General features: G+C 58.4%; 19 protein-coding genes. 12 read left to right on the top strand and 7 right to left on the bottom strand.

Translation table 11 applies throughout. From position 1 onward, the window contains the following. Positions 1–14 precede the first annotated feature (14 nt). From tcyL to ACXRVY_RS03935, 11 genes are all read left to right on the top strand, one after another. The gene (gene tcyL, locus ACXRVY_RS03985; RefSeq protein ID WP_223462713.1) at positions 15–680 is read left to right on the top strand and encodes a cystine ABC transporter permease; all 666 of its coding nucleotides are present in this window, start codon (positions 15–17) and stop codon (positions 678–680) included. Between the two features lie 4 nt (positions 681–684). Beyond that, a complete protein-coding gene (gene tcyN / locus ACXRVY_RS03980) occupies positions 685–1440 on the top strand; it encodes an L-cystine ABC transporter ATP-binding protein TcyN (protein WP_223462712.1) in 756 nt (251 codons plus the stop codon). 482 nt (positions 1441–1922) lie between these two features. Next, positions 1923–2687, top strand: coding sequence for a hypothetical protein (locus tag ACXRVY_RS03975; protein WP_223462711.1), 765 nt, complete (start codon positions 1923–1925; stop codon positions 2685–2687). A gap of 291 nt (positions 2688–2978) precedes the next feature. Next, complete coding sequence (locus ACXRVY_RS03970; RefSeq protein WP_223462710.1) at positions 2979–4211, top strand: SfnB family sulfur acquisition oxidoreductase; 1233 nt, start codon at positions 2979–2981, stop codon at positions 4209–4211. A 38-nt stretch (positions 4212–4249) separates the two neighbouring features. Next, entirely contained in the window at positions 4250–5443 is a 1194-nt protein-coding gene (locus ACXRVY_RS03965) for an SfnB family sulfur acquisition oxidoreductase (protein ID WP_223462709.1), read from the top strand. Then, positions 5443–6801: an LLM class flavin-dependent oxidoreductase gene (locus ACXRVY_RS03960; protein WP_223462708.1), complete on the top strand. Its 1359-nt coding sequence runs from the start codon at positions 5443–5445 to the stop codon at positions 6799–6801. The genes ACXRVY_RS03965 and ACXRVY_RS03960 overlap by 1 nt, the downstream gene beginning before the upstream one ends. A gap of 129 nt (positions 6802–6930) precedes the next feature. Further along, a complete protein-coding gene (locus tag ACXRVY_RS03955; protein WP_223462707.1) occupies positions 6931–7740 on the top strand; it encodes a MetQ/NlpA family ABC transporter substrate-binding protein in 810 nt (269 codons plus the stop codon). Between the two features lie 2 nt (positions 7741–7742). Further along, positions 7743–8864 (top strand): methionine ABC transporter ATP-binding protein, encoded by a 1122-nt coding sequence (locus tag ACXRVY_RS03950; RefSeq protein ID WP_458237044.1) that lies wholly within the window; start codon positions 7743–7745, stop codon positions 8862–8864. Continuing rightward, positions 8854–9498 carry a methionine ABC transporter permease gene (locus ACXRVY_RS03945; RefSeq protein WP_108216106.1) on the top strand — a complete coding sequence of 215 codons (645 nt, stop codon included), beginning with the start codon at positions 8854–8856 and terminating at the stop codon, positions 9496–9498. The genes ACXRVY_RS03950 and ACXRVY_RS03945 overlap by 11 nt, the downstream gene beginning before the upstream one ends. Positions 9499–9863: 365 nt before the next feature. Continuing rightward, positions 9864–10220 carry a DUF6124 family protein gene (locus tag ACXRVY_RS03940; protein WP_223462705.1) on the top strand — a complete coding sequence of 119 codons (357 nt, stop codon included), beginning with the start codon at positions 9864–9866 and terminating at the stop codon, positions 10218–10220. A gap of 157 nt (positions 10221–10377) precedes the next feature. Beyond that, positions 10378–11004 carry a class I SAM-dependent methyltransferase gene (locus tag ACXRVY_RS03935; RefSeq protein WP_223462704.1) on the top strand — a complete coding sequence of 209 codons (627 nt, stop codon included), beginning with the start codon at positions 10378–10380 and terminating at the stop codon, positions 11002–11004. Positions 11005–11122: 118 nt separating this feature from the next. Here ACXRVY_RS03935 and ACXRVY_RS03930 read toward each other — a convergent pair whose 3' ends face one another. From ACXRVY_RS03930 to ACXRVY_RS03920, 3 genes are read right to left on the bottom strand one after another with little or no spacing between them, the layout of a single operon-like run. Then, positions 11123–14173 (bottom strand): efflux RND transporter permease subunit, encoded by a 3051-nt coding sequence (locus tag ACXRVY_RS03930; RefSeq protein ID WP_223462703.1) that lies wholly within the window; start codon positions 14171–14173, stop codon positions 11123–11125. Next, the gene (locus ACXRVY_RS03925; protein WP_223462702.1) at positions 14170–15234 is read right to left on the bottom strand and encodes an efflux RND transporter periplasmic adaptor subunit; all 1065 of its coding nucleotides are present in this window, start codon (positions 15232–15234) and stop codon (positions 14170–14172) included. The genes ACXRVY_RS03930 and ACXRVY_RS03925 overlap by 4 nt, the downstream gene beginning before the upstream one ends. Next, positions 15231–16334 (bottom strand): efflux RND transporter periplasmic adaptor subunit, encoded by a 1104-nt coding sequence (locus ACXRVY_RS03920; protein WP_223462701.1) that lies wholly within the window; start codon positions 16332–16334, stop codon positions 15231–15233. Before ACXRVY_RS03920 ends, ACXRVY_RS03925 begins: the two co-directional genes overlap by 4 nt. Positions 16335–16510: 176 nt before the next feature. On the opposite strand from ACXRVY_RS03920, the gene ACXRVY_RS03915 reads away from it, so the two are divergent. Further along, positions 16511–17707 carry an AAA family ATPase gene (locus tag ACXRVY_RS03915; protein WP_223462700.1) on the top strand — a complete coding sequence of 399 codons (1197 nt, stop codon included), beginning with the start codon at positions 16511–16513 and terminating at the stop codon, positions 17705–17707. A gap of 24 nt (positions 17708–17731) precedes the next feature. Here ACXRVY_RS03915 and ACXRVY_RS03910 read toward each other — a convergent pair whose 3' ends face one another. The 4 genes from ACXRVY_RS03910 to ACXRVY_RS03895 all read right to left on the bottom strand — a co-directional run. Further along, on the bottom strand, positions 17732–18850 hold the full coding sequence (locus ACXRVY_RS03910; RefSeq protein WP_458237043.1) for an RHS repeat-associated core domain-containing protein: 1119 nt from the start codon (positions 18848–18850) through the stop codon (positions 17732–17734). Between the two features lie 399 nt (positions 18851–19249). Beyond that, positions 19250–20032: a MetQ/NlpA family ABC transporter substrate-binding protein gene (locus ACXRVY_RS03905; RefSeq protein WP_458237042.1), complete on the bottom strand. Its 783-nt coding sequence runs from the start codon at positions 20030–20032 to the stop codon at positions 19250–19252. Between the two features lie 178 nt (positions 20033–20210). Then, positions 20211–24917 carry an RHS repeat domain-containing protein gene (locus ACXRVY_RS03900; RefSeq protein WP_223462697.1) on the bottom strand — a complete coding sequence of 1569 codons (4707 nt, stop codon included), beginning with the start codon at positions 24915–24917 and terminating at the stop codon, positions 20211–20213. 32 nt (positions 24918–24949) lie between these two features. After that, positions 24950–26053, bottom strand: a 1104-nt coding sequence (locus tag ACXRVY_RS03895; protein ID WP_458237041.1) for a hypothetical protein, incomplete at its 5' end; no start/stop codon positions are given.

The raw sequence follows: 26053 nt of genomic DNA, 5'->3' as shown, positions 1-26053 counted from the left end.
GATGTCACTCAATAATGGGAGAAGCTTTCCAACTCGCACTGGACTCCGTGCCCTTTCTGCTCAAGGGCGCGTACTACACGGTGATCCTCAGCCTGGGCGGGATGTTCTTCGGTCTGGTGATGGGGTTCGGCCTGGCGCTGATGCGCCTGTCGCGCTTCAAACTGGTCAGCTGGATCGCCCGCATGTACGTGTCGTTCTTTCGCGGCACGCCGTTGCTGGTGCAACTGTTTGTAATCTATTACGGCTTGCCGCAATTGGGTCTGGAACTCGATCCGCTGCCGGCGGCCCTGATCGGCTTCTCGCTGAACATGGCCGCCTACGCCTGTGAAATCCTGCGTGCCGCGATCAGCTCCATCGAGCGCGGCCAGTGGGAGGCGGCTGCCAGTATCGGCATGACCCGCGCGCAGACCCTGCGCCGGGCCATCCTGCCGCAGGCGATGCGCACCGCATTGCCGCCGCTGGGCAACAGCTTCATTTCGCTGGTCAAGGACACCGCGCTGGCCGCCACCATCCAGGTGCCGGAACTGTTCCGTCAGGCGCAGCTGATCACCGCTCGCACCTTCGAAATCTTCACCATGTATCTTGCCGCCGCACTGATCTACTGGGTCCTGGCCACGGTGCTTTCGCACCTGCAGAACCAGTTGGAAGCGCGGGTCAATCGGCACGACCAGGAGTCCTGACCCAATGATTGTCGTGGAAAAACTGACAAAGCAGTTCAAGGGTCAAGTCGTGCTCAACGGCATCGATCTTGAGGTCAGGGAAGGCGAGGTGGTGGCAATCATCGGCCCGAGTGGTTCGGGCAAGACCACCTTCCTGCGCTGCCTGAATTTTCTGGAAGAACCCACCAGCGGCCGGATCAAGGTCGGCGATATCGAAGTCGATACCAGCCGTCCCCTGAACCAGCAGCAGAGCCTGGTGCGGCGTTTGCGCCAGCACGTAGGTTTCGTGTTCCAGAACTTCAACCTGTTCCCCCATCGCACGGCGCTGGAAAACGTCATCGAAGGCCCGATCGTGGTCAAGAAGACCCCGCACGCCGACGCCGTTGCCCTGGGTAAAAAACTGTTGGCAAAGGTCGGTCTGGCGGGCAAGGAAGACGCTTACCCGCGTCGTCTCTCCGGTGGCCAGCAACAGCGCGTGGCGATCGCCCGGGCACTGGCGATGGAACCGGAAGTGATCCTGTTCGATGAGCCGACCTCGGCTCTCGACCCGGAACTGGTGGGCGAGGTGCTGGCGACCATCCGCGGCCTGGCCGAAGAGAAGCGCACCATGGTGATCGTTACACACGAAATGGGCTTTGCCCGGGACGTGGCCAACCGTGTGGTGTTTTTCGACAAGGGCGTGATCGTCGAGCAAGGCGAAGCCAAGGCGTTGTTTGCCAACCCGAAAGAAGAGCGAACCAAGCAGTTCCTGAGCAAGTTTTTGAATAACGCTCACAACTAACAAACCTGCGCAGCAACGGTAAACTTCCATGGATGGAAGTGACACCCTCTGAAAAAAACACCTCAGCAATATCAAACTAAACTTATATATTCGACACGCCTGCTTTGTAAGCGCGTGCGGTACATATATAAGCTTCGCAATAATTAAATCGCGTTATTTCGTTCGGTCGCCTGTCGCATGGAATGACCGACCATTTGCCACGACACGACCCCATAGCGCGGCTTTAAGCGGATAAAGTCGACTCGGCGACATGGTTTACTTACTTGTCACCGTAGGAACTTTCTGAATAGCATCAAACACCACCCACAACTAACAAATCTCATTGACACTGGTTATAAAGAACTCTTATCTAGTCTCCAATCAGCGACACTCGTCACGCTCAATCATTATTTCAATTCAAAGTAATGAACGGTTTTGCTGTTCGATATTTAGTTTTTGATTTTCCAGAAACGGACATCGTTGCAAGACTTCAAGGAGACTTTATGAAAAGCACCTCGAACAAATCCGGGCTTGTAGCCCCGACCCTGGCGCAATCCAACAAGACCGGCATCAACGTCACTTGCGCGGCTCACCTGCTGATCGAGGTAGCGCCCTACCCCGCCATGGACGAAGGCGACCTGATCGAACTGTTCTGGGACAACTGCTACGTGGCCTCCTGCGTGCTGACGGCCAGCGATGTCGGCCAACCGGTGCAGTTGCGGGTGCCTGAAAGTTTTGTCACCAACGGTACCTCCCGCATTCACTACCGGGTCATGCAAGTTGGCCGTGGTCCGGCGGTATCGGCCAGCCGAAACGTGCAGATCAAACTCGACTGCCCAGGCGGCCAACCCTCCGCGCTGTGCGGCGATGAAAACCAGTGCCTGGCACCAGTGAGCATTCCCGAGGCAATTCGCCGCCAAGGGGTCAACCCGAATCAGATCAAACGCGGTGTGCCGTTGACCATCGAGCCGTACCTGAACATGGCTGTCGACGACGAGATCACCCTGCGCTGGGGCGATGTGCGCATGGACCTGCCACGGCTCAAGTCCGCTGATGTGGGTCAGCCGATTCAGGTCTGGATACCTGCAGCCATCATCCTCGAAGCCGGTGAAGACCTGCGGYTGGAAGTGACTTACTGCATCCTGGACCGGGTAGGCAACAACTCCCGCTGGGCACCGGCACGGACGCTGAAGATCGGTTGCGCCAATCCTTATCTGAAAGTCCCGAAGAAACAGCACCTCAAGGCCGCTGAACCCTGCAGACAGTGACGGCAGTGACTGTGCCCACCATATTTTTGTGGCGTGGGGGCTTGTCGGACCGCCCCCTCGCCACAGGGATTGCGTTCTACCCCGAGAACGCCCTTCTATGCATATTCCTAAAAGTTAGTTCATAAAATATTTATACACGTTTAGGGTATATAAACCGGACCACCGGACATTCTTGTTTTCATGCGCGGCCACAAGCGGCGCTTCCATAAGATGTGAGGTAGGTATGGTCCGGAACACAATCACCCCAGTGCAGACCGCCAGGGCATTGCGTGCAGCCAAGGAGTGGCACTGATGTCCAGTCTGGCAGATGCAATCGTCCAGAGTGATGTGGACGTCGCCCCATTGTTGTTGCCCGCGCAAGTCTTGCGCAACGATGCTCAAGCCCTGAGCGCCGCCCACGAGCTGGCGCAAGTCGCCCGCCTGCAAGCGGCCAGACGCGACCAGCAGCGCAAGTTGCCATGGTCGGAAATCGAATTGTTCACCCGCAGCGGCCTGGGCAGCATTTCCATCCCCCGCGAGTACGGTGGCCCGCAGGTTTCGTTTGTCACCCTGGCCGAGGTCTTCGCGATCATTTCCGCGGCCGACCCGGCACTCGGACAAATCCCGCAAAACCAGTTCGGCATTCTTAATCTGGTGCTCGGCAGCGCCACCGAAGTGCAGAAAAAACAGCTGTTCAAAAGCGTCCTCGAGGGCTGGCGCATCGGTAATGCCGGGCCTGAACGCGGCACCAGAAACACCCTGGAACTGAAGGCGCGCATCACCGCTGACGGCATCCTCAATGGCCAGAAGTTCTATTCCACTGGTGCACTGTTCGCCCATTGGGTCGCGGTCAAAGCGTTGAACGATGACGGCAAGCAAGTGCTGGCGTTCATCCGTCGCGGCACACCGGGATTGCGCATCGTCGATGACTGGTCCGGTTTTGGTCAGCGCACCACCGCCAGCGGCACGATTTTGCTTAACAACGTGCAGGTCGATCCCGAACTGGTGGTGGATAACTGGCGGATCAACGACACGCCGAACATCCAGGGTGCCGTCTCGCAACTGATTCAAGCGGCCATCGACGCCGGTATCGCCCGAGGCGCCATCGACGACGCCATCGACTTCGTGAAAACCCGCGCCCGGCCATGGATCGACGCCAAGGTCGAACGGGCCAGCGATGACCTTTACGTGATCGCCGATATCGGCAGGTTGAAAATCGAATTGCACGCCGCCGAAGCGCTGCTGCGCAAGGCCGGGCAAGTGCTCGATGACGTCAGCGCCGCACCATTCACCGCCGAGTCCGCCGCTCGCGCCTCGATTGCCGTGGCCGAAGCCAAAGTGCTGACCACCGAGATTTCGTTGCTGGCCAGCGAAAAGCTGCTCGAACTGGCCGGCAGCCGCGCGACCCTCGCCGAATTCAACCTCGACCGCCACTGGCGCAACGCCCGGGTGCACACGCTGCACGATCCGGTGCGCTGGAAGTACCACGCCATCGGTGCCTATCGCCTCAACGGCACGCTGCCTAATCGCCATTCCTGGATCTGACGACCAGAACACTTTTTACCAGAGCTCTGGAGAAACACATGACAAGTTCTCACCACATCGCGGTCATCACCAGCGATGAGCAAGCCCTGATCGTCGCCAGCGACCTTGCCGAAGACTTCAAACGCGACAGCGCCACACGCGACCGCGAACGCCGCTTGCCACACCCGGAACTGGAAGTGTTTTCCCGCTCGGGCCTGTGGGGCATCAGCGTGCCGAAGGAATACGGTGGCGCCGGTGTTTCCAACGTCACCCTGGCCAAGGTCATCGCCTTGATTGCCCGGGCCGACGGTTCCCTGGGGCAGATCCCGCAGAATCATTTCTATGCCCTCGAAGTACTGCGGGTGAACGGCAGCCACGAGCAGAAGCAACGCCTGTACGCCGAAGTATTGGCCGGTCAGCGCTTCGGCAATGCGTTGGCCGAACTCGGCACCAAAACCGCACACGATCGCGTCACCAGCCTGACTCGCGACGCCAGCGGCTATCGCATCAATGGTCGCAAGTTCTACGCCACCGGCGCGATCTACGCCCAGCGCATTCCCACCTCGGTGGTGGATGAAAACGGCGTGCAACAACTGGCGTTCGTCCCGCACAACAGCAAGGGCCTCACCGTAATTGACGATTGGAGCGGCTTCGGCCAGCGCACCACCGGCAGCGGCTCAGTAGTGTTCGAAGACGTCTACGTCGCGGCCGAAGATGTAATCCCGTTTCAAAGTGCCTTCGAGCGTCCGACCCCGGTCGGCCCGCTGGCGCAGATTCTCCACGCCGCCATCGACACCGGCATCGCCCGCGCCGCCTATGAAGATGCGCTGCACTTCGTGCGCACCAAAACCCGGCCGTGGATCGACGCCACTCACGAAAAAGCCACGGACGATCCGCTGACCCTCAAGAGCTTCGGCCACTTGAGCATTCGCCTGCACGCTGCCGAGGCACTGCTGGAACGTGCCGGTGAATTCCTCGACAAGGCCCAGGCCGACACGCATGCCGAGACCGTCGCGGCCGCGTCGATTGCCGTCGCCGAAGCCCGTGCCCTCAGCACCGAAATCTCCCTGGCCGCCGGCAGCACACTGTTCGAACTGGCCGGCAGCCAGGCGACCCTGATCGAACACGGCCTCGACCGCCACTGGCGCAACGCCCGGGTGCATACCCTGCACGATCCGGTGCGCTGGAAGTACCACGCCGTCGGCAATTACTACCTCAATGATGAAAACCCGCCGCTGCGGGGGACCATTTGATGACCGCCGCGAAAAAGAAAATCCTGCTCAACGCGTTCAACATGAACTGCATCGGGCACATCAACCATGGCCTGTGGACGCATCCGCGTGACACGTCCACCCGCTACAACACGATCGAATACTGGACCGAACTGGCGCAACTGCTGGAGCGCGGGCTGTTCGACGGCCTGTTCATCGCCGACATCGTCGGGGTCTACGACGTCTATCAGCATTCGGTGGATGTGCCGTTGAAAGAGTCGATCCAGTTGCCGGTCAACGACCCGCTGTTGCTCGTGTCGGCCATGGCCGCGGTGACGAAAAACCTCGGTTTCGGCCTGACCGCCAACCTCACCTACGAAGCGCCGTACCTGTTCGCTCGACGCCTGTCGACGCTGGATCACCTGAGCCGTGGGCGGGTTGGCTGGAACATCGTCACCGGCTATCTCGACAGCGCTGCCAAGGCCATGGGCCTGAGCGAACAGGTCGAGCATGACCGCCGTTATGACCAGGCCGATGAGTACCTGGAGGTGCTCTACAAACTCCTGGAAGGCAGTTGGGAGAACGGCGCGGTGCTCAACGATCCGCAGCAGCGGATCTACGCGCAGCCGGAGAAAGTGCACAAGGTCGAGCACAAGGGCGAGTTCTATCAGGTCGAGGGTTATCACCTCTGTGAACCCTCGCCACAGCGCACACCGGTGCTGTTCCAGGCCGGCAGTTCGGATCGTGGTTTGCTGTTCGCCGGGCGACATGCCGAGTGCGTGTTCATCAGTGGACAGACCAAGGCATCGACCAAGAAGCAGGTGGACAAGGTGCGCGCCAGCGCCGCCTCCGCCGGGCGCAATCCCGAGGACATCAAGGTGTTCATGGGCCTGAACGTGATCGTCGGTGCCACCGAGGAGCTGGCCTGGGCCAAGCACGCCGAATACCTGAGCTACGCCAGTGCCGAGGCCGGTGTGGCGCACTTTTCGGCGTCCACCGGGATCGATTTTTCCCAATATGAAATCGACGAGCCGATCCAGTACGTGAAAAGCAACGCGATCCAGTCCGCCACCAAACACTTGCAAAACAACGACTGGACCCGACGCAAACTGCTGGAGCAACACGCCCTCGGCGGTCGCTACATCACCGTGGTCGGCTCACCGCAGCAAGTGGCGGATGAGCTCGAATCCTGGATCGCCGAAACCGGGCTGGATGGCTTCAACCTGACCCGCATCGTCACGCCGGAAAGCTATGAGGATTTCATCGAACTGGTGATTCCCGAGTTGCAACGGCGAGGCTCGTACAAGACGGCTTATGACAATGGCACCTTGCGCGAAAAGCTGTTTAAGCGGGAGGCGCATCTGCCTCAGCAGCACACCGGCTCGGCTTTCCGACGCTAAAAGCATCGCGAGCAAGCTCGCTCCCACAGGGGGTTTGTGAACACCCGAGATCCACTGTGGGAGCGAGCTTGCTCGCGATGAGGCCCGACCAGACACTAAAAAATCAATGCACTGACTGGATAACTCATCATGAAAAAGCACTACCTCTCCCACCCAGTCAAAGCACTGGCCCTGGCCCTCGGCCTGTTCAGCTCGGTGACCTTCGCCGCCGACGCGCCGCTGAAAATCGGCACCACCGCTGCATTCGCCATTCCCCTTGAAGCCGCCGTCGAAGAAGCCGGCAAACAAGGCCTGAAAGTCGAGCTGGTGGAGTTCAGCGACTGGATCGCGCCGAACGTCAGCCTCGCCGCTGGCGACATCGACGTGAACTACTTCCAGCACATCCCGTTCCTGGAAAACGCCAAGGCCGCCTCGGGTTTCGACCTGGTGCCGTTCGCGCCGGGCATCATCAACAACGTCGGCCTCTACTCGAAGAAATACAAAAGCTTCGACGAACTGCCCCAAGGCGCCAGCGTGGCAATCGCCAATGACCCGATCAACAGTGGTCGTGGCTTGCAGCTGCTGGCCAAGGCAGGTCTGATCACCCTCAAGCCCGGCGTCGGCTACAAGGCCACCGAAGAAGACATCATCGCCAACCCGAAGCACATCAAGATTCTCCAGGTCGAAGCCGTGCAACTGGTACGCGCCTATGACGATGCCGATCTGGTACAGGGCTACCCGGCCTACATTCGCTTGTCGAAAACCTTCGATGCGGGCTCCGCGCTGCTGTTCGACGGCCTTGATCACAAGGAGTACGTGATTCAGTTCGTGATCCAGCCCAAGAGCAAAACCGACCCGCGCCTGATCAAGTTCGTCGACATCTACCAACACTCACCCGCTGTGCGCGCCGCGCTGGATAAAGCTCACGGCAAGCTCTATCAAGCCGGTTGGGAAAGCTGAACATGACCGCCGCCATCCAACGGCGACTGGAGATTCCAGAGCCGCAAAGCGCCGAGCGCACTGAGCTGCATCCCGAACTCAACCATGCCCACGTCCGCTTCATCGGCCTGGGTAAAACCTACAACGGCCAGCAAGGCCCGGTGGCCGCCCTGCACGGCATCGACCTGGCAATCCAGCGTGGCGAAGTGTTCGGCATCATCGGTCGCAGCGGCGCCGGCAAGTCGTCATTGATCCGCACCATCAATCGCCTGGAACAGCCGAGCAGCGGCCGGGTGCTGATCGATCAAGTGGACATCGGCGAGTTCGACGAAGACCGCCTGGTGACGCTACGTCGGCGCATCGGCATGATCTTCCAGCACTTCAATCTGATGTCGGCCAAGACCGTTTGGCAAAACGTCGAACTGCCATTGAAAGTCGCTGGTGTGCCGAAGGAAAAACGCGAACAGAAAGTCCGTGAACTGCTGGAACTGGTGGGCTTGCAGGCCAAATACAAGGCTTACCCGGCGCAGTTGTCCGGCGGGCAGAAACAGCGTGTAGGCATTGCCCGGGCGCTGGTGCATGACCCGGAAATTCTGCTGTGCGACGAAGCCACCTCGGCACTGGATCCGGAGACCACGCAATCGATTCTCGGCCTGCTGCGCGAGATCAATCAACGCCTGGGCCTGACSATTGTGCTGATCACCCACGAGAGGGCGGTGATCCGTGAGATCTGTGATCGGGTCGTGGTGCTGGAACACGGGCGCATCGTCGAACAAGGGCCGGTGTGGGAAGTCTTCGGCAATCCACAGCATGAGGTCAGCAAGACGCTGCTGGCGCCGTTGCAATACGCATTGCCGGAAGAGCTGCAAAGCCGTTTGCAGGCGCAGCCAAACTCTTCGGACGCCGCCGTGGTCCTGCGCTTGCAGTTCACCGGCAGCCAACGCGACGAACCGGACCTGGCGGCACTGTTCAGCGCCCTCGGAGGCCGTGTGCGATTGCTGCAGGGTGGCGTGGAACGGATTCAGGGTCATGCGCTTGGGCAACTGCTGTTGGCAGTGACAGGCTCATCTCTCGGTGCCGAGCAATTGCGTCAACGCGCCGGCCATTGGGCGCAACAGGTGGAGGTACTGGGCTATGTGGTTTGATCGCTTGCTGCAGGGTTTCATCGACACGTTTTTGATGGTCGGCGTGTCGTCGCTGATCGCACTGTTGGCGGGTATTCCGCTGGCCGTGATATTGGTCACCAGCTCCAGGGGCGGCATCTACGAAGCCCCGGCGCTGAACCGTGCACTGGGTGCGTTCGTGAACCTGTTCCGCTCGGTTCCTTTCTTGATTTTGATGGTGGCATTGATTCCGTTCACGCGCTTGATCGTCGGCACCACTTACGGCGTCTGGGCTGCCGTGGTGCCACTGACCATCGCGGCTACGCCGTTCTTTGCGCGCATTGCCGAGGTCAGCTTGCGCGAGGTCGACCACGGTTTGATCGAAGCAGCGCAAGCCATGGGCTGCCGGCGCTGGCACATCGTCTGGCATGTGTTGTTGCCGGAAGCACTGCCGGGGATTGTCGGCGGGTTCACCATTACCCTGGTGACGATGATCAACTCGTCGGCCATGGCCGGGGCGATTGGCGCGGGTGGGTTGGGGGACATTGCCTATCGGTATGGGTATCAGCGGTTTGATAGCCAGATCATGTTGACAGTGATTGTGTTGCTGGTGGCGCTGGTGGCGGTGATTCAGTTGGGCGGGGATCGGTTGGCGCGGGGGTTGAACAAGCGGTAAGTGAAGATCCTGTCGATATTTCGCACAGGAAAATCAGCGATTCCGAAGGCCTGTTCCCTTTCCTTTGCAGGACGTTTCCTAGATCATTTCGCTCGCTTGCGCCTGCCAAATCCGGTGGCTAGTCTCGGTCCGTCACTGCTCATCAGTGATCGGGTTTAGTCGCCCGGATCCGCGTCGGGCGCACAGCGTCACCTTTTGTCAGGTGTTTTTTATTGCCTGAATTTTATGGTGGCTGTGCGCAGGGCACCCTCGTGGTGCGCCGGTTTTGCCTGGCGGCCGGTCGACTAACCTGTGTGCAGCCGCCACCCCCTGTTCGTTTAGTCGCGATATCGGTTGGCTCCAATTTATGCTCAGGAGTTTTACCAATGAAGAAATCCGTTCCCGATCCACCTTCCGAAAATCCCACCAACGAAACTGCCACTGAAGACCCTCTCAAAGATCGTTCAGCGCTCTACCGTGCAATCGATTTCTACCTCACCGGCAAGCAACCCGCACCAACCGATGAAATGCGCTTCTACAACGTCAGCAAAGACGTGAGCTTTGAAGACACCCAGCTCTATGTCGCCGACCTGCTGCGCTGCGCTTCGGTCACGGCGTATCAGTGTGGCGATCAACTCAAGGGCGCCGACCGGGCGATGGTGTACTCGATCTGGCATTTGCTGGAGATTGCCAAGGCGATGGTGGATCACTCCATTGAATGTCTGGGGATGAAAAAGGGCTAAGCCATCTGTTGTCAGTGCCACCGCCATCGCGAGCAAGCTCGCTCCCACAGTTGACCGCGGATACCTGTAGGAGCGAGCCTGCTCGCGATGGGCTGCGCAGCAGCCCCCGGCGCCATGGCGTATATTCGGTGAATCCAAATTGCCTGCGCAGCCGACCATGAAGCAAACACCCGACGACCTTGAACAGATCACCTCCACGACCCTCGGCCATTACAACGCGGTCGCCGAGGACTTTCGTGAAGGCACGCGCGATCACGACGTCAGCCAGAACATCGATGCCCTGCTGCGGCACATTCAGGGCGAGGCGCCTTTCGACATTCTCGATTTTGGCTGCGGGCCTGGTCGGGATTTGCAAACCTTCACCCGCATGGGCCACAAGGCGATCGGCCTGGACGGTTCGGAAAAACTCGCGCAGATGGCCCGTGAGGACAGCGGGTGCGAGGTGTGGCAGCAGGATTTCCTGAAGCTTGATCTGCCGGCCGAGCGTTTCGACGGGATCTTTGCCAACGCAGTGCTGTTTCATGTCCCGCGTCAGGAATTACCACGGGTGTTGAAACAATTGTGGGGAGCGCTGAAACCGGGTGGGGTGTTGTTCAGTTCCAATCCCCGTGGCGAGAATCAGGAAGGCTGGAACGGGGCGCGTTATGGGTCGTATCACGACCTGGCGGCCTGGCAGCATTTGTTGATCGAGGCGGGGTTTGTCGAGCTGGAGCATTACTACCGGCCGGCCGGACTGCCGCGGGAGCAGCAGCCTTGGTTGGCGAGTGTCTGGCGTAAGGCGTAAAGCCCGCAAATGTGCGGTGGTTGTACTGACGTCTTCGCGGGCAAGCCCGCTCCCACAGGGTTCAGCGCAATCCCTGTGGGAGCGAGCTTGCTCGCGATGAGCGCGAAGCGCTCGCCTTTTAAACAGCCTCCTTCTTCGGCTCGCGAATCTTGTACCAAGCCACATACAGCGCCGGCAAAAACAGCAGCGTCAGCAAGGTGGCGATGACAATCCCGCCGATCATCGCGTAAGCCATCGGCCCCCAGAACACTTCCCGCGCAATCGGAATCATCCCCAGGCTCGCGGCGGCTGCCGTCAGCAGGATCGGCCGGCGTCGGTGTTCAGTGGCCTCGACCACCGCGTCCCACGGCTCATAGCCTTTATTCTCGTACTCATCGATCTGGGTCACCAGAATCACCGTGTTACGGATGATGATACCGATCAGCGCCAGAATCCCCAGGATCGCCACGAAGCCCATTGGCGTTCCGGTTGGCACCAACGCCAGCACCACGCCGATCAAGCCCAGTGGCGCGACGCTGGCGACCAGGAACATCTTCTGCACGCTGTGCAACTGGATCATCAGGAATGTGGCCATCAAGAACAGCATCAACGGCACAACCTTGGCAATCGGCCCTTGGGCCTTGCCGCTCTCCTCCACTGTACCGCCGGTGGCGACCTTGTACCCGGGCGGCAGCTTGGCGGCAAAGGCATCGATGGACGGCTTGAGGATTTTCACCAGGTCCGTCGGCTGGATCTCGTCGCGTATCGCCGCCTTGATGGTGATAGTCGGCAGGCGATCGCGACGCCACACCAGCGGCTGCTCCAGTTCGTAGCGCACGGTGGCGAACGCCAGCAGCGGAATCGAGGTGCCGCTCGGCGTGACGATCTGCAAGTTCTGCAGGGTTTCCGGCGTACCACGTTCGGAGTCMACTGCACGACCGACTACGTTGATCAGATAGATGTCGTCGTCGACCTGGGTCACCGCCTGGCCACTGACGATGCCGTTCATCAGGTTAGCCACATCCTCGGAAGACAACCCCAACTGCCGCGCCTTGTCCTGGGCGATGTCGATGCGCAGGACTTTGCCCGGTTCATTCCAGTCGTAGATGATCTCACCAACGTGCGGGTTCTTGTCCAGCTCCGTGGCCAGGTCGATGGCATGCCGGCGCACCTGGTCGACGTCTTTGCCGCTGACCCGGTACTGGATCGGACGCCCCACCGGTGGGCCCATTTCCAGTGCCTGGACATAACTGCCGATGCCGACGAAGTCGTTGCGCAAGCGCTCGCGAAGCTTCTGCATCATGGCCTCGCGGGTATGGCCTTTGCTGACGATCACCAACTGCGCGTAGAACGGGTTTTGCAGTTGCTGGTCCAGTGGCAGATAGAAGCGGATGGCACCCTGACCGACGTAGGTGCTCCAGCGCACGATGTCCGGATCGTCCTTGAGCGTGGCCTCGAGTCTATCGACCGCCCGGCGGGTTTCGTCGAGCGAGGCGTTTTGCGGCAGGTTCAGGTCCACCAGGATTTCTGGTCGATCCGAAGACGGGAAGAACTGGTTCTGCACATAGCGCATGCTGAACACCGCCAGTACAAAGCACAGCACGGTGATGCCAATGGCCCACCAGCGATTGCGCATGCACCATAGCAGCCCGCCGTTGAACGCCTTGCCGATGCGCCCGGGTTCGCCTTCGTGGGGTTTCACGTTGGTGCTGAGGATGTGCACGCCAATCACCGGCGCAAACAGCACCGCCACCACCCATGACACCAGCATCGCACAGGCAATCACCGCAAACAGGGTGTAGGTGTATTCACCGGCGGAGCTGGCGTTCAAGCCGATCGGCACGAAGCCCGCCACCGTCACCAGTGTACCGGTAAGCATCGGGAACGCCGTGGAGGTGTAGGCGAAGGTCGCCGCCTGCTCCTTGGTCTCGCCCAACTCCAGACGGGTAACCATCATTTCCACGGTGATCATCGCGTCGTCCACCATCAGGCCGAGGGAAATGATCAGTGCGCCAAGGGAGATCCGCTGCATGGTAATGCCGCTGAACTCCATGAACACGAAGACCAACGCCAGCACCAACGGGATCGAGCACGCCACCACCAGCCCGGCACGCACACCGAGGCTGATGAAGCTAACCACCAGCACGATGATCACCGCTTCGAACAGCGCACGGGTAAAGCCGCCGACGGCCTCTTCCACCACCACGGCCTGATCCGAGACGTTGTAGATGCCAACACCCACCGGCAGGTCGGCGGTCAGTTGTTCGATACGCTCGTGCAAAGCCTTGCCGAACGCCTGGACGTTGCCACCCTTCTGCATGGCAATCGCCAGGCCGATGGCCTGTTTACCGTTGTAGCGAAATTCCGGCGAGGCCGGATCGACATAGCCGCGACTGATTTCGGCAATGTCGGCCAGACGATAGTAGCGGTCGTTGAGCTTGAGGTTGACCTCGGCCAGGTCTTTCTCCGAAGCGAACTTCCCTGAAGTGCGCACCGAAATCCGCTCCGGCCCGGCCTCGATGACACCTGCCGGGGTCACGGCGTTCTGRGTTTGCAGGCTCTGCACCACCTGACGCTGATCGATGCCCAGCGCTGCGAGTTTGCGCGTGGAGAAGTTCAGGTACAGCACCTCGTCCTGCTGGCCGACCATCTCGATCTTGCCCAGCCCCGGCACGCCGCGAATTTCCATGCGCGCCTGTTCCACGTAGTCGCGCAACTGACGCAAGGTCAGGCCGTCGGCGGTAAAGGCGTAGATCGACCCGAAGACGTCACCGAACTCGTCGTTGAACGACGGCCCCTGTATACCCTGCGGGAACTGGTATTTGATGTCGTTGATCTTCTTGCGCACCTGGTACCAGATTTCCGGAATGTCCTTGGCACTGGTGGTGTCGCGCAGGTACACGTACACCGTCGACTCACCGGGGCGCGTGTAGCTTTTCACGTAGTCGAGGGAGTCGAGCTCTTCGAGCTTTTTCTCGATCCGGTCAGTGATCTGCTTGAGGGTTTCCTCCTGGGTCGCCCCCGGCCATTTGCTCTGGATCACCATGGTTTTGATGGTGAACGAAGGGTCTTCTTCGCGCCCCAGGTTGAAGTACGAGAACACACCCATCAGCAACGCAACGAACATCAGATACCAGATGAACGACTGATGCTTGAGGGCCCATTCCGAGAGGTTGAAAGGCCCTTTCATTGACTGTCCTCGTCGAATTTCACTTGTTGCCCCGGTTTGAGGCTGTTCACACCGGCACTGACCACCCGCTCGCCGTTCTTCACGCCGTCGGCCAGCACCACGGTGCTTTCGGTGCGGCTGATCACGGTGACGTCACGGGGGGAGACGGTTTTACTCTGTGCATCGATCACCCAGATGCGTGGTTTGCCATCGACCTCCTGCAGCGCGGTGACAGGCAACTCGATGCGCGGCTTGATCGCCGARCTCAGGGTGACGCTGATGGCCGTACCCAAGCGGAAGCCCTGTGGCGTTTCGGCCAGGGTCAGGCGGGCGCGACGGGTGCGCGTGGCGCTTTGGGCCTGAGGTTCGATTTCACGGATGATGGCGGTGGTGTTGATGCTCGGATTAAGTTGCGCGGCGACCAGGAACACCACATCGCTGGGCAGTTGATCGACCAGGGTATCCGGCAGGTCGATCACCGCTTCCTTGATGTCCGGTTGCGCCAGGGTCACCACTTGCTGACCGGCCGTCACCACTTGCCCGGCCTCGGCGCTCCACGCGGTGACTACGGCTTTATGGTCGACGCGCAACTCGGTGTAGCCCAGTTGGTCCTTGCTCTGGTTGACGGCTGCCCGGGCCTGATCGAGGGAGGCCTGGGTGGTTTTCAGGTCCGTGTTGGCCTCGTCGAGTTGCGCTTGCGCGCCGACCCCGCGGTCAAACAACGCTTGCTGACGCTGGGCAGTGGCCTTGGCGTTGATCAGTTGCGCCTGGATTTTCGCCAGATCGCCCTGGGCCGAGCGCAATTGGTTCTGTTGATCTGAAGGATCGAGGGTGGCGAGCAATGTGCCCTTCTCGACCTCGGTGCCGACATCGACGTTACGACTGGCGATTCGCCCGCCCACGCGAAACCCGGTATTGCTTTCAAAGCGTGCCTGGATACTGCCGGCGAAGCGGCCCAGGTCCTCTTCGCTCAAGGCCTGGACCTTGATCGACAGCACTGGCCGTACCGGCGCCGGCGGTGGTTCGCTCTTGGAACAGGCGCTCAGCACCAGCCCGATGGACAACGCCCATAAAGGCTTCATGGCTTTGCTCCCCACGTCAGATCCTTGTAAGTGTTTTCGGCAATCTCGACTTCCATGTCCGGGTGCAAGAGTTGTCCGCCCGCGATGATGACTTTGTCCCCGTCCTTCAACCCGTCGCTGATGATGACCTTGCCGGTCAGGTAGCGGCTGACCGTCACCGAATGCAATTGCGCCTTGCCCTTGTCGTCGACAATCCAGACAGCAGGACTGCTGATGTTTTTGGTCAGCGCCGACCACGGCAACTCGATGACCGATTTGCCCGATCCCCTGGCCGTGGCACTCACCACCGAACCCAACTGCATGCCGTCGGGCAGTTTGTCGAGGCCGACCTTGACCTGCACGGTTCCGGATTGCGCCGACACCGACGGGGTGATTTCGCGTACGGTGCCGGTGGTTTTGATCGCAGGGTTGTCGAGCAAGCTGAGGACAATGGTGTGATCTCGCGGCTTCTCGGCCAGCAGCGATTCATAGACATTGAACACCGCATCCCGGTCGCCGTCCCGGGCCAGGCTGAAGATCGGCATCGTCGCCTGCACCACCTGGCCGACTTCCGCCTGACGCTCGGTAATGATCCCCGGCGCATCGGCAATCAGCGCCGTATAGCTCAACTGATCCCTGGCATTGGCCAACTGCGCCTGAGCAGCGCTCAGGGCGCTCTGGCTGCTGTGCAAGGCGGCCTCGGCCGAGTCATATTCGCTCTGGCTGGTGTAGCCCTTGGGCAAGAGTTTTTGCTGACGTACGAACGCCAGCGCGCTCTGCTTCACCCGCGCCTGTTCGGCGACCACTTGTGCCTGGGCCGAGTCGACATTGGTCTGCAGATCCTTGGGGTCGAGCCGGGCGAGCACTTGCTTGGCGGTCACGCGATCACCGACGTCAACCGAGCGCTGGATGATCTTGCCACCGACGCGGAAAGACAGCTCCGTCTGTACCCGCGCCTGGATATCACCGGTGAGGGTGACCGAGGCCGCGTAATCCGCTGGCTTGACGACCTGCACGAACACCCGTGGCAGGTATTCCTGCACGGGTTTTTTCTCCTCGCAGGCCGTTAGCAGGGTGACGACACTCAAGGCCATGACTACTTTCAATCCGGGAACCGCCATGCAATCTCCTTGGCCTTTTTTATGGACAACTCGACAGAGAGCTTAGAACAGGATTTCAACTGCGCACGCTCCCTTTATGAAGAAACAATTCATAACGTTTTCCCCCAAAAACACGTGTCATAGACGCCTGCACGTACCTGAAAATGAGCCCGCTCGATCTCGCCCCAGGAACCCATATGCTCAAGACCCTTGCGGTGGCCAATTACCGCTCGATCAACAAATTGGTGATCCCGCTGGGCCGGCTGAATCTGATTACCGGCCCTAATGGCAGCGGTAAATCCAACCTTTACCGTGCACTGCGCCTGCTGGCGGAAACCGCTCAGGGCGGCGTGGTCAATGCGCTGGCCCGTGAAGGTGGGCTGAATTCGACCTTCTGGGCGGGCCCGGAAACCATCACCCGGCGTATGCGCAACGGCGAAGTGCCCGTCGAGGCCACGGTGCGCCAGGGCGTCAAACGCCTGCGGCTGGGGTTTGCCGGGGAAGATTTTGGCTACTCGATCAGCCTGGGGTTACCCGACTCCAACGGTCATTTCATGTTACCCGAGCACTCGTTACCCATACCTTCACGCTTCGGCCTCGACCCGCAGATCAAACGGGAATGCCTCTGGGCTGGAGCGTTCTATCGTCCGGCCAGTCTGCTGGTCGATCGTGACGGCCCAATGATCCGTGCCCGCGCCGATCGCAAGTGGGATGTGCTGGCGCAGCACACGCCGATGTTCGACAGTCTGTTCGATCAGGTCGGCAGCCTGCGCGGTTCGCCAGAAGTGCTGGAGATGCGCGAGTTCATCCGCCGCTGGCGCTTTTACGATCACTTTCGCAGCGATGCCGACGCCCCGGTACGCCAGCCGCAACTGGGCACCCGCACGCCGGTGCTGCACCACGACGGACGCGACCTGGCGGCGGCCTTGCAGACGATCATCGAAATCGGCGATCCCGAGGCATTGCGAGCCGCGATCAGCGACGCGTTTCCCGGCGCCAGGCTGGCCATCGAACCGCTGCCGGGCGGGCGCTTCACCATCGAATTCTTTCAGGAGGGTTTGTTGCGGCCGTTGTCCGCCGCCGAGTTGTCGGACGGAACACTGCGCTATTTGCTGCTGGTCGCCGCGCTGCTGACGCCACGGCCGCCGACGCTGATGGTGCTGAACGAACCGGAAACCAGTCTGCATCCGGATCTGCTGCCGGCGTTGGCGCGCTTGATTATCCGCGCTTCAGAACATTGCCAGGTGTGGGTGGTGTCCCATGCCCGGCGGTTGATTTCGGCGTTGCAGCAGGACCCGGATTGCAATTGCATCGTTCTGGAGAAAAACCTTGGGCAAACCGGGATTGTCGGGCAGCGGATGCTGGATGAGCCGGCGTGGTATTGGCCGGATTGAGGTCAGGTAAACTGTGACGCATGTTCATGGCGCTAAAGGATTACGAATAATGCTCATGGAGTTACGAGGCGACGTACCTCCCAGTCTGTTCAATGCAGCATCGATTTCTGGTGTCATCCAGTCAAAAGGTGTTTCATCAATGGCCCTAAGTGGCGGTGCAGAAGGCACTTGGGCCAGCGTCGAACCGCTCAAAGACGCGATGGAAGGCCGGGGTGTAGCAGGTGGTGTCGCAACGACTGGTTGCCCCTTGTTCTTCACAAAACGCATCAAGGCAGCTTCAGTTCCAGGCTTGCTCGCGGCCCAGTAAGTACCCCCTCTCGATGCAATCGCCAACCCCGTCAGTCCTAAAGCGACGTACCCCAGTATTTTGGCTGTCTCAGGTTCATCGACAAGCGTTGCAACGGCACTGGCAACCCCAACCAGACCTGTGGTGAGTATCGTACCGCTGGCAACTACTGTGCTGACTGCCGTAGCGGACTGTCTGAACGGCAACTTCGTCACAGCCCCCAACCTCAAGGCGTCCTTGGCCAAATTATAGGAGGGGATGACACGGGACATGCCCAGTCCTGTGTTCGTCACGCTCAACAGACTTGTGATTAACCGGGCAATGTCGGCAAACCGCCCCGTCGGATCACTGAAATTCACAGGGTCCCCCAGGCAATACGCATACGCATTCAACCCACCCCGCCCAAACGGGCTCAACCTGTCAGGACTGTTGAAGCGCATCAGTACCGGATTGAACGCCCGATGCCCGTTACCCAGCAGATAATGACCGGTGGCCGGATCGACTGCTTCACCGGYGAATCCCAGCAAACTGCCGGGACCACTTTCGACCCGCCGATGACCGTAGGGCGCGTAGACCTGCCGCACAACTCCGCCAGGACCGTCCATGCGCAACACCGAACGTTGCTGATTGGTGACCAGCAACTGGCTGTTGCACTCGGCGCCGTCAAACGATTGCACTGCCAGCAGTTGCCTGTCGTGTTGAAGCACGCAGTGCCCCCCCTGACCTTTCAGTTGCGTCACCAGATGTTCGCCGCAGTAGAACCGGGTCAGTTTTTCCAGCTCCGACAGCTCCAGCTCTACCAGCCGGTCCAGGGCATCATAGCGGTAGCGATTGAGGTGACGAGTCAATGCGCTCATGAGGGTCGACTCCCGGCGAAGGAAGCAGTTTGCACCTGCTTGAATGCGTCGGCACCTAGCAGAACTGTTAGTGCCGGGAAAAAACTGACGCCCAGGTTTGCCCAGACAAGAGAGGACAGCTACTTCCCATTGCGCCGTAGGAAAAATCTTTTTTTCGAAACGCTGCTCCAGGGACGAACCACTTTTGGCCAGACTTCCGGCCAAACCTCACAAGGACGAGAAAATGGCAGACGTACAACCGCCGCAACGGCTGGATCCGCAGGACATTCTGAAACTCTTGATGGCGTTGCGCAGGGCCCTGGAGTCCAGGCCGGCCTGAGCAATCCATTGTCCAATAAAAAACGCCGACGCTAAATCAGCCGTCGGCGTTTGAAACCTCTAAGGGGCTTGCTTCGCGAATCAGAACGCCGGCAGTACCGCGCCGCTGTACTTCTTCTCGATGAATGCTTTCACTTCCGGGCTGGTCAGGGCTTTGGCCAGTTTCTGGATGGCAACGCTGTCCTTGTTGTCCGGACGGGCCACCAGGTAGTTCACGTAAGGCGAATCAGCACCTTCAATGATCAGCGCGTCTTTCGCCGGGTTCAGGCCCGCTTCCAGCGCGTAGTTGGTGTTGATCATATCCAGGTCGACCTGATCCAGCACACGCGGCAACATCGCGGACTCAAGCTCTTTGAACTTGAAGTTGTGCGGGTTACTGGCAATGTCTTTCGGGGTCGACACGGCGTTTTTCGGGTCTTTCAACTCGATCAGGCCAGCCTTCTGCAGCAGGATCAGGGCACGGCCGCTGTTGCTGCCTTCGTTCGGGATGGCGATGGTCGCGCCATCCTTGAGCTCAGCCAGGGTTTTGACTTTCTTCGAGTAACCGCCGAAAGGTTCAACGTGCACGCCAATCACGGTTTCCAGGTGAGTGCCTTTACCTTMGTTGAAGCTCTTCAGGTACGGCAGGGTCTGGAAGTAGTTGGCGTCCAGACGCTTCTGGTCGACCTGCACGTTCGGCTGAACATAGTCGGTGAAGACTTTGATTTCCAGGTCCACGCCTTCTTTGGCGAGGGTTGGCTTGATCAGCTCGAGAATCTCGGCGTGTGGGACCGGGGTCGCGGCAACCACCAGTTTCTCGCCAGCCTGGGCCAGGCCCGCGGTCAGGGCAGCCGCCAGTGCGGTGAACAACAGAACCTTTTTCATGCAGTGTCCTTATCGAAAATCACAGTCGCTTGTGGCGACGGCTTGAAAACGCGAGTGCCAGTGAAGTGCTATCGCTGGCGTGATGCGGACAATACCGGGATTTTTTATTCCCGAACAATAACTTTTATTCAAGTTGATATTCCATTTTGAAAGCATCCAAATCTCTGGTCATCATTGCTCAAATGCCACGCAGCGTGTCGATCTGCTCGCCAATCTCATGGGTGAATGACTCCAGAGCGTCCACCACATCGCTTCGAAACTTCTGAGCACTGAAATCCTCGACCAGTGATGGCCAGTAATCTTGAAGAAACGCGTCGGCTTTGGCCGCGTACTTTTCCGAATTCGCGACCACGAATGCTGTTTTGGCAGCGATACCCGCCCCACTGATTACCGATTTCGCCGTCAACACGTTGTTGAGCCGGCTCTGCAATTTGACTGTACTTCTCAATGCCTCATTTGCCGTGGAAACAGCGCCGTATAGACGCCGCCCCACCGTCACGCGCGCGACTCCCGCCTGTGCAGTCACCACGTCCGCCAGGGAGTTCACACTTTTCGTCAACGCAAAGCCAATGCCTTTACTGGCAATTTTTGCAACCGCGGTGGCTCCGAGCGACACCACTCCCAGCGCTATCGACGAGTAGGTCAATACCTGAGCGCCAAAGGTATCCGGGGCCAGTTCATCGACAACCGCCGAGGCAACTGAAACTGTCGCGGAAATGGCCTCCAGTGTTAACAAGGCGACGGCGTTAGCCGAGATCGATACGAGTGGTGCGGTTGCGCCCAAGGTAACGGCTGTCAGGGCAACCGCAGCGGCGGCCAGGGCGGTGGTCACACCGATTTTCACCCACCCCAAGGTCGAGATATGCCCGGTGGGATCCTTGAGATTGACCGGATCTCCCAGACAATAGGCATAGGCATTGATGCCGCCATCCTCAAAGGGGCTCCAACTGTCGGGGCTGTGAAATCGCATCAATCGGGGGTTGTAGGCCCGATAACCCCTGCCGAGCAGATAGCACCCGGTTGACGGGTCCAGTCGCTCGCCCTGAAACCCCAGCAGGGCACCAAGTCCGCTCGATGCGGGGCGATCACCATAGGGAAGACAAGACAAAACAGATTCGTCTTGAGATCCAAGGCGCGCAAGGGCCGTGCCCTGACCATCCGTGACAAACAAGACAACGTCGTCACCTTGCTGCTCGGCCAAGGACATGCCGTCGCCTGACAACAGACTGCGTCGGTGGTTACCCGCCACTTCGCTGCACAGCGCATGCTCGCTATAGAAAAACCTGATCAGCTCTCCGGATTCGGCAGCCACCGCATGCAATTGATCTTCGCCGTCGAATTGATAATGCGCACGACCGCCAGCGCTGGCCACACTTTCGAGCCGGCTCAGAGTGTCATACCTGAACGTGCGCCCTTGGTTATCGTTGAGCAGATTACCGTTGGCATCGTATTCGAAGCTCACTTGCCCGGGCTGATAGTGCGCGTGACTGTGAGTCAGTGAACTCAACTGGGTTTTGTCAGGACGATCGTAAAAAAACCTGCACAGGTTCTCCTCCCCATCGAAACCCGTACGCACCGTCAACAGGTTATCGAGGTAGTCGTAGGTAAATTCCTGAAAATCAATGCGTTTTCCCCAGGCATCGATCGGTGCCTGCGTGCCCTCACAGTCATAGCGCTTCAGGCGCCCGCGCCTGTCGTAGGCGAAGGTTTCTGTACGTGACTGCGCACCGGACACCAGCGATCGTTGCTGAAGTTTGTCATCGGCCCCAAACTCTTGAAGGACCTCCAGGCGAGATCCGTCGCCGAACTGTGAAATACGCTGAATCTCACGACCGAACTCATCGTGAACCAAGGTGGTCGTCAGCGAACGTTTCGAGGCGGTGTCCTCGACACTCAATGTCAGCAACTGGCCCTGGGCACCGTAGGCGTACTTCGCCAGAACCGGTCTCTGCTGAATTTCTATGGGTCGCGCCGCAGCGTCATGGATATAAGTAGTTTCTACACCATTAACATCGGTAAAGCTGATGGGCAGCCCATTCAATGAACGGGTAGTGGCAGTACCGAAGCGGCCTTCGCTGGAGATCCACTCCCGGGACTTCTCTTTGCCCGACCCGGAGTACTCAAACCGGCGCTGAATGGCAGGGCTGGAGGTTTCGACGAGTTGCCCGGTCAATGGATCAAATCGATATCTGGCTGATTGAGCATGACTGCCCATCCGCTCGGTCACTGCCCCGTTGAGCATGGGATCAAGGGTGAACCTGAAAATATCGCCCGCCGCCGTCACTTGCTGCAAAGGTTGAGCACCACCGCCCTCATAGGTCCTTGTTTCGGTTCTGCCGCCGACGGTCGTACGGGTGACACGTAACAAACCGTCATAAGTCCGGGTGCCCAACACGTAGTCATCGGCACTGATTTCGATCGGATGATCACCCGTGCTCAGAGGGTCATACTTTTTTTTTATCGAAGTACCATCCGGCAGAGTCGTCTCGATCAGACGACCGAAAAGGTCATATCGGAAGCTCGTTTCGAATCCTGCCTCGTTGGTTTGCGTCAGGCAACGCCCAAGTCCGTCATAGGAAAAAGTCGCGGTAATAGTGACCACACCTTCGGAATCGATGCGTTCTTCCCGATCTGGCTTACCGAACACGTTCAATACAGAACGGGTTTTTCCAGCGCCGTCGCACCAGCATGTTCGAGTCAATGAAACCGGGTCAAACACATCGTTCACCGCGACACCATCAGGACCTACCGTTCTGCATACGCGCCCCCAGCCGTCGTGGCTGTAGGTCGTGGTTGACGCAGTGGCCTTGTCATCGAACCAGTCCTGGCTGACTTCGCTCACCAGTCGACCAAAATTGTCGTAGTGGGCCTCATAGGTCAGACGTAATGGTCTGTCGGGTGAATCGACATCCTGAACTTTGACTTTGGTCGTGCGCCCGACCCCGTCGAGCCAAATCTTGCTCAGCACACCCCGTATGCTGGTGATGCCGACGGTTGCGCCGTCCTCTGGCTGGCTTTCACCGTAGAATTCGGTGATGCGTGACGCGATGTCCGTTCCATCGAATGCCGCTGTCTCGCGAACAACACGGTTCAGATTGTCGTACTTCTTCAACAACTCATTACCGGCCCCATCCCGAGCCTTGACTTCCTGTCCGATAAATCGGTCATGCCAGACTTTGCGATCATGCCTTTCGCTACCCACGTACAATTGTTGAAGGGTTTCTACCCGATCTCCATCAATTGAATATTTGAATTCGAGACGGCGGTTGCCGTTGTGCCCGGCTTGCGAGCGACTCTTGAGGCGTCCGTAAAACGCATCACTGGCATCATCGATGTACTCGAATCGAGTATCCACGCATGGCTTTTCATTCCCTCCTTCAAACAGCCTTTCGCTTTGAGGCAACAAAAACCGATGACCGTCTTCGCGCATGGAGGGCAAGTCAATGTAGGAAAAACGGACAATGACCGTCGGCGCCGGGGCAAAATCAGGGGAAGGCGTGACCGATCGCTCCTTCAATGCCGTAATGAAACCCAGTGGGTTGGGGGGGCAACCCTCGGCACCTTCTGCCGGGTAATAGACGTAATCCTCCCGGGCTCCGCTCGGATTTATCTGCGTTAGCAGATTGCCGGATTCATCATAGGTCGTATGCGTGGTTTCGGTTCGGGGCGCGGCGTTCGTAGAAGTATCGACATAACTGACGACAGAAGTTTTCTGCAGTTGAAAATGGGCGGGCTGATCGGAGAAGTCCAGACCGTCAACATCGTGATAGGTAATCGTTCTTTGCTGCACCTTCCCGTTGGAAGCGCACTTTTCCGAGATCATCAGGTGGAAGCGGTTGTAGGTTCTTTCGATGCGACTCAGTTCAACTGTCTTGTCGCCCACACCCGTAACCAGGCGTTCGGTACAGGAGTAGGTGTAAGGCCCTTTGTGCCCATGCAGATGGTCCCCGTCCTGCTCCCAACGAAGTCCCGATTGATAGCCGAGGAAATTTTTGTCGGAGTATTCATAGACACGGGTGATCGTCGGCAACCCTGAACCCGGCACCAGAACACTGCGCCGCACCGCCGGCAAAGCATTGATGGGTGCCCCGAGCGGTAACCGATGCTTCTGAGGAGCGTACTCAATACTCTCGACACTGCCACCCGGTGCGCGGATATCCGTCATGACCAGAAAGCCATTGAGTAATTGGTAATCGAATGACCATGCAAGGTGCTCGGCGGGACCGTGATCAAGGGTAATCTGCCGGAGCCATCCATCGCGAACCTGCAAAACAAACTTCAAGCGTCTTTGCGGATGATCAGGCCATACGGTAATGCTGGCGGGTTGATCTTTCGTTTCATAACTCAGGGCCACGACGCGGTGTTGCTGATCGTGAATTTCGTGCAGGACACGGCGGCCCCGTACCAACATGTATTTCAGACTGATCGAGCGCCCTTCGTTGGAGTAAACATGTTCAGGCAGCCATTCGTCATACGTTTCATCTGGCCTGACCAACCTCTCGATCAGACCGTTTTTATGGCTGACAACCAGATTGTCGCCGTCGAGCGTGACCCGGGTGTCTTGAAGCTTTTTATCCTTGACGACGAGCCGCCCTCGGCTGATGTAGACACGATAAGAAACTCCGCTTGCAAGGGTCAGTTTACGGGTCTTCCGATTGTAGGAGCTCAAACCCAATGACCAGCCGCGTCCCCAACCGAGATCTGTTGTGCGGAAACTATCGAATGAAATACTAAAGGATATCTGTGGACCGTTGATATTGTTAGCTACCCACCCCGCGAGATTAAGGCTGGTACTATAAGATCCGGTACGGACATCAACTCCAGACTGGATAAATTCAGAAAAATTGAATGCGTTGGATTCCACTTCTGGCACTGCTGTACTCATCATCATTCCTTGACTTTGCAGACACAGTAAAATTAAACAACTTCGATCATCGAAGGGTTTCGGGTGTTCATTGCGACGTCGACTTCATGCCTGTTCCCATACATATCCCGAACCAACATCTTCACCGATAAACGATCATGTCGAACCTGGGACGTTCCGCCCTTTCTGGCAAAGTGCATCAAAAAAGTGACTTTGCCTTTTTCTTCGTGGTGGGCCGCAAGTTGATCGGCTGTTTCCCACAACACCTCCGTGCCATGATTAGCCTTGAGCCCTTTAAAATAGCCAACGGCGTAATACCCGAGATAGTCGGGATGCTCACTGCATGCCTGCAACACGCCGGTAATCGAACAATTGACGAGTTTTATATGGTGCTGATCCACTAACAGGTCCAGAACATATCGATCGACCTTGGCAACGTTCTCTGTCGGTTCCCAGTGGCCGGATAGGTGTTTGACCCTGAACTGTTCTTTTCGATAGATCGGCGGTGGAACGGTCCTCAGGTTTATTACACCGAATTCCGAGGCTTCTTCCGAATAGAACGCCTCCCCGTCCGAACGGGTAATGGCTGCAATCAGCTTGATGGGCTCGGGAGAGTTGCTGCTGACGTAGAACTCCTTGAGAAAGATGGCTTTCCCCCGCACAACCGGGCCATGCAGTTCACCCGTGTGAGGAAACGGCTCGTAGGGTAAGCGTCGTTCCAGCGTGCACTTCCATGCCGGTTCCTCGCCGTCTCGAATGCTGTCTATCGGCAGGGCTTTGTTGGAATAGGCATCCAGCAGTTGAATGCTGTCGAACTCGCGTTGGGATATTCCTACTACCTTTTGCCCATCGTCTACAGCTTGCACAACTACCATCAATTTCAACTGCTGATACCCATTGGCGTAAATTGTATTTCCGCCCGAAGTCGAGAAGACTTGAAATCGTTTGAGGCCTATCCACTCAGGAGAATCAGCCTCTTGAAAAGACAGGGGTGCCATTCCCGGATCAGCAGGCATATAACCCTCGACAATGGGATTGATATCTTCCAACTCACCGTCGGCACCCGGGGCTATCGCAGCATTATTTTCAACAAGACTCACAGAAAAATCCTTTTTCATATGATATTTAACAATGACGGATATCAATGTATCCAAGAG

This window comes from Pseudomonas sp. P5_A2_2 (assembly GCF_054177685.1).
This window is presented reverse-complemented; position numbering and strand designations above follow the sequence as displayed.

Excerpts from the sequence above, each read along its gene's own strand:
- tcyL (WP_223462713.1), top strand. The coding sequence starts at position 15 with ATGGGAGAAGCTTTCCAACTCGCACTGGACTCCGTGCCCTTTCTGCTC.
- tcyN (WP_223462712.1), top strand. The coding sequence starts at position 685 with ATGATTGTCGTGGAAAAACTGACAAAGCAGTTCAAGGGTCAAGTCGTG.
- ACXRVY_RS03970 (WP_223462710.1), top strand. The coding sequence starts at position 2,979 with ATGTCCAGTCTGGCAGATGCAATCGTCCAGAGTGATGTGGACGTCGCC.
- ACXRVY_RS03965 (WP_223462709.1), top strand. The coding sequence starts at position 4,250 with ATGACAAGTTCTCACCACATCGCGGTCATCACCAGCGATGAGCAAGCC.
- ACXRVY_RS03960 (WP_223462708.1), top strand. The coding sequence starts at position 5,443 with ATGACCGCCGCGAAAAAGAAAATCCTGCTCAACGCGTTCAACATGAAC.
- ACXRVY_RS03955 (WP_223462707.1), top strand. The coding sequence starts at position 6,931 with ATGAAAAAGCACTACCTCTCCCACCCAGTCAAAGCACTGGCCCTGGCC.
- ACXRVY_RS03945 (WP_108216106.1), top strand. The coding sequence starts at position 8,854 with ATGTGGTTTGATCGCTTGCTGCAGGGTTTCATCGACACGTTTTTGATG.
- ACXRVY_RS03940 (WP_223462705.1), top strand. The coding sequence starts at position 9,864 with ATGAAGAAATCCGTTCCCGATCCACCTTCCGAAAATCCCACCAACGAA.
- ACXRVY_RS03935 (WP_223462704.1), top strand. The coding sequence starts at position 10,378 with ATGAAGCAAACACCCGACGACCTTGAACAGATCACCTCCACGACCCTC.
- ACXRVY_RS03920 (WP_223462701.1), bottom strand. The coding sequence starts at position 16,334 with ATGGCGGTTCCCGGATTGAAAGTAGTCATGGCCTTGAGTGTCGTCACC.
- ACXRVY_RS03915 (WP_223462700.1), top strand. The coding sequence starts at position 16,511 with ATGCTCAAGACCCTTGCGGTGGCCAATTACCGCTCGATCAACAAATTG.
- ACXRVY_RS03900 (WP_223462697.1), bottom strand. The coding sequence starts at position 24,917 with ATGAGTACAGCAGTGCCAGAAGTGGAATCCAACGCATTCAATTTTTCT.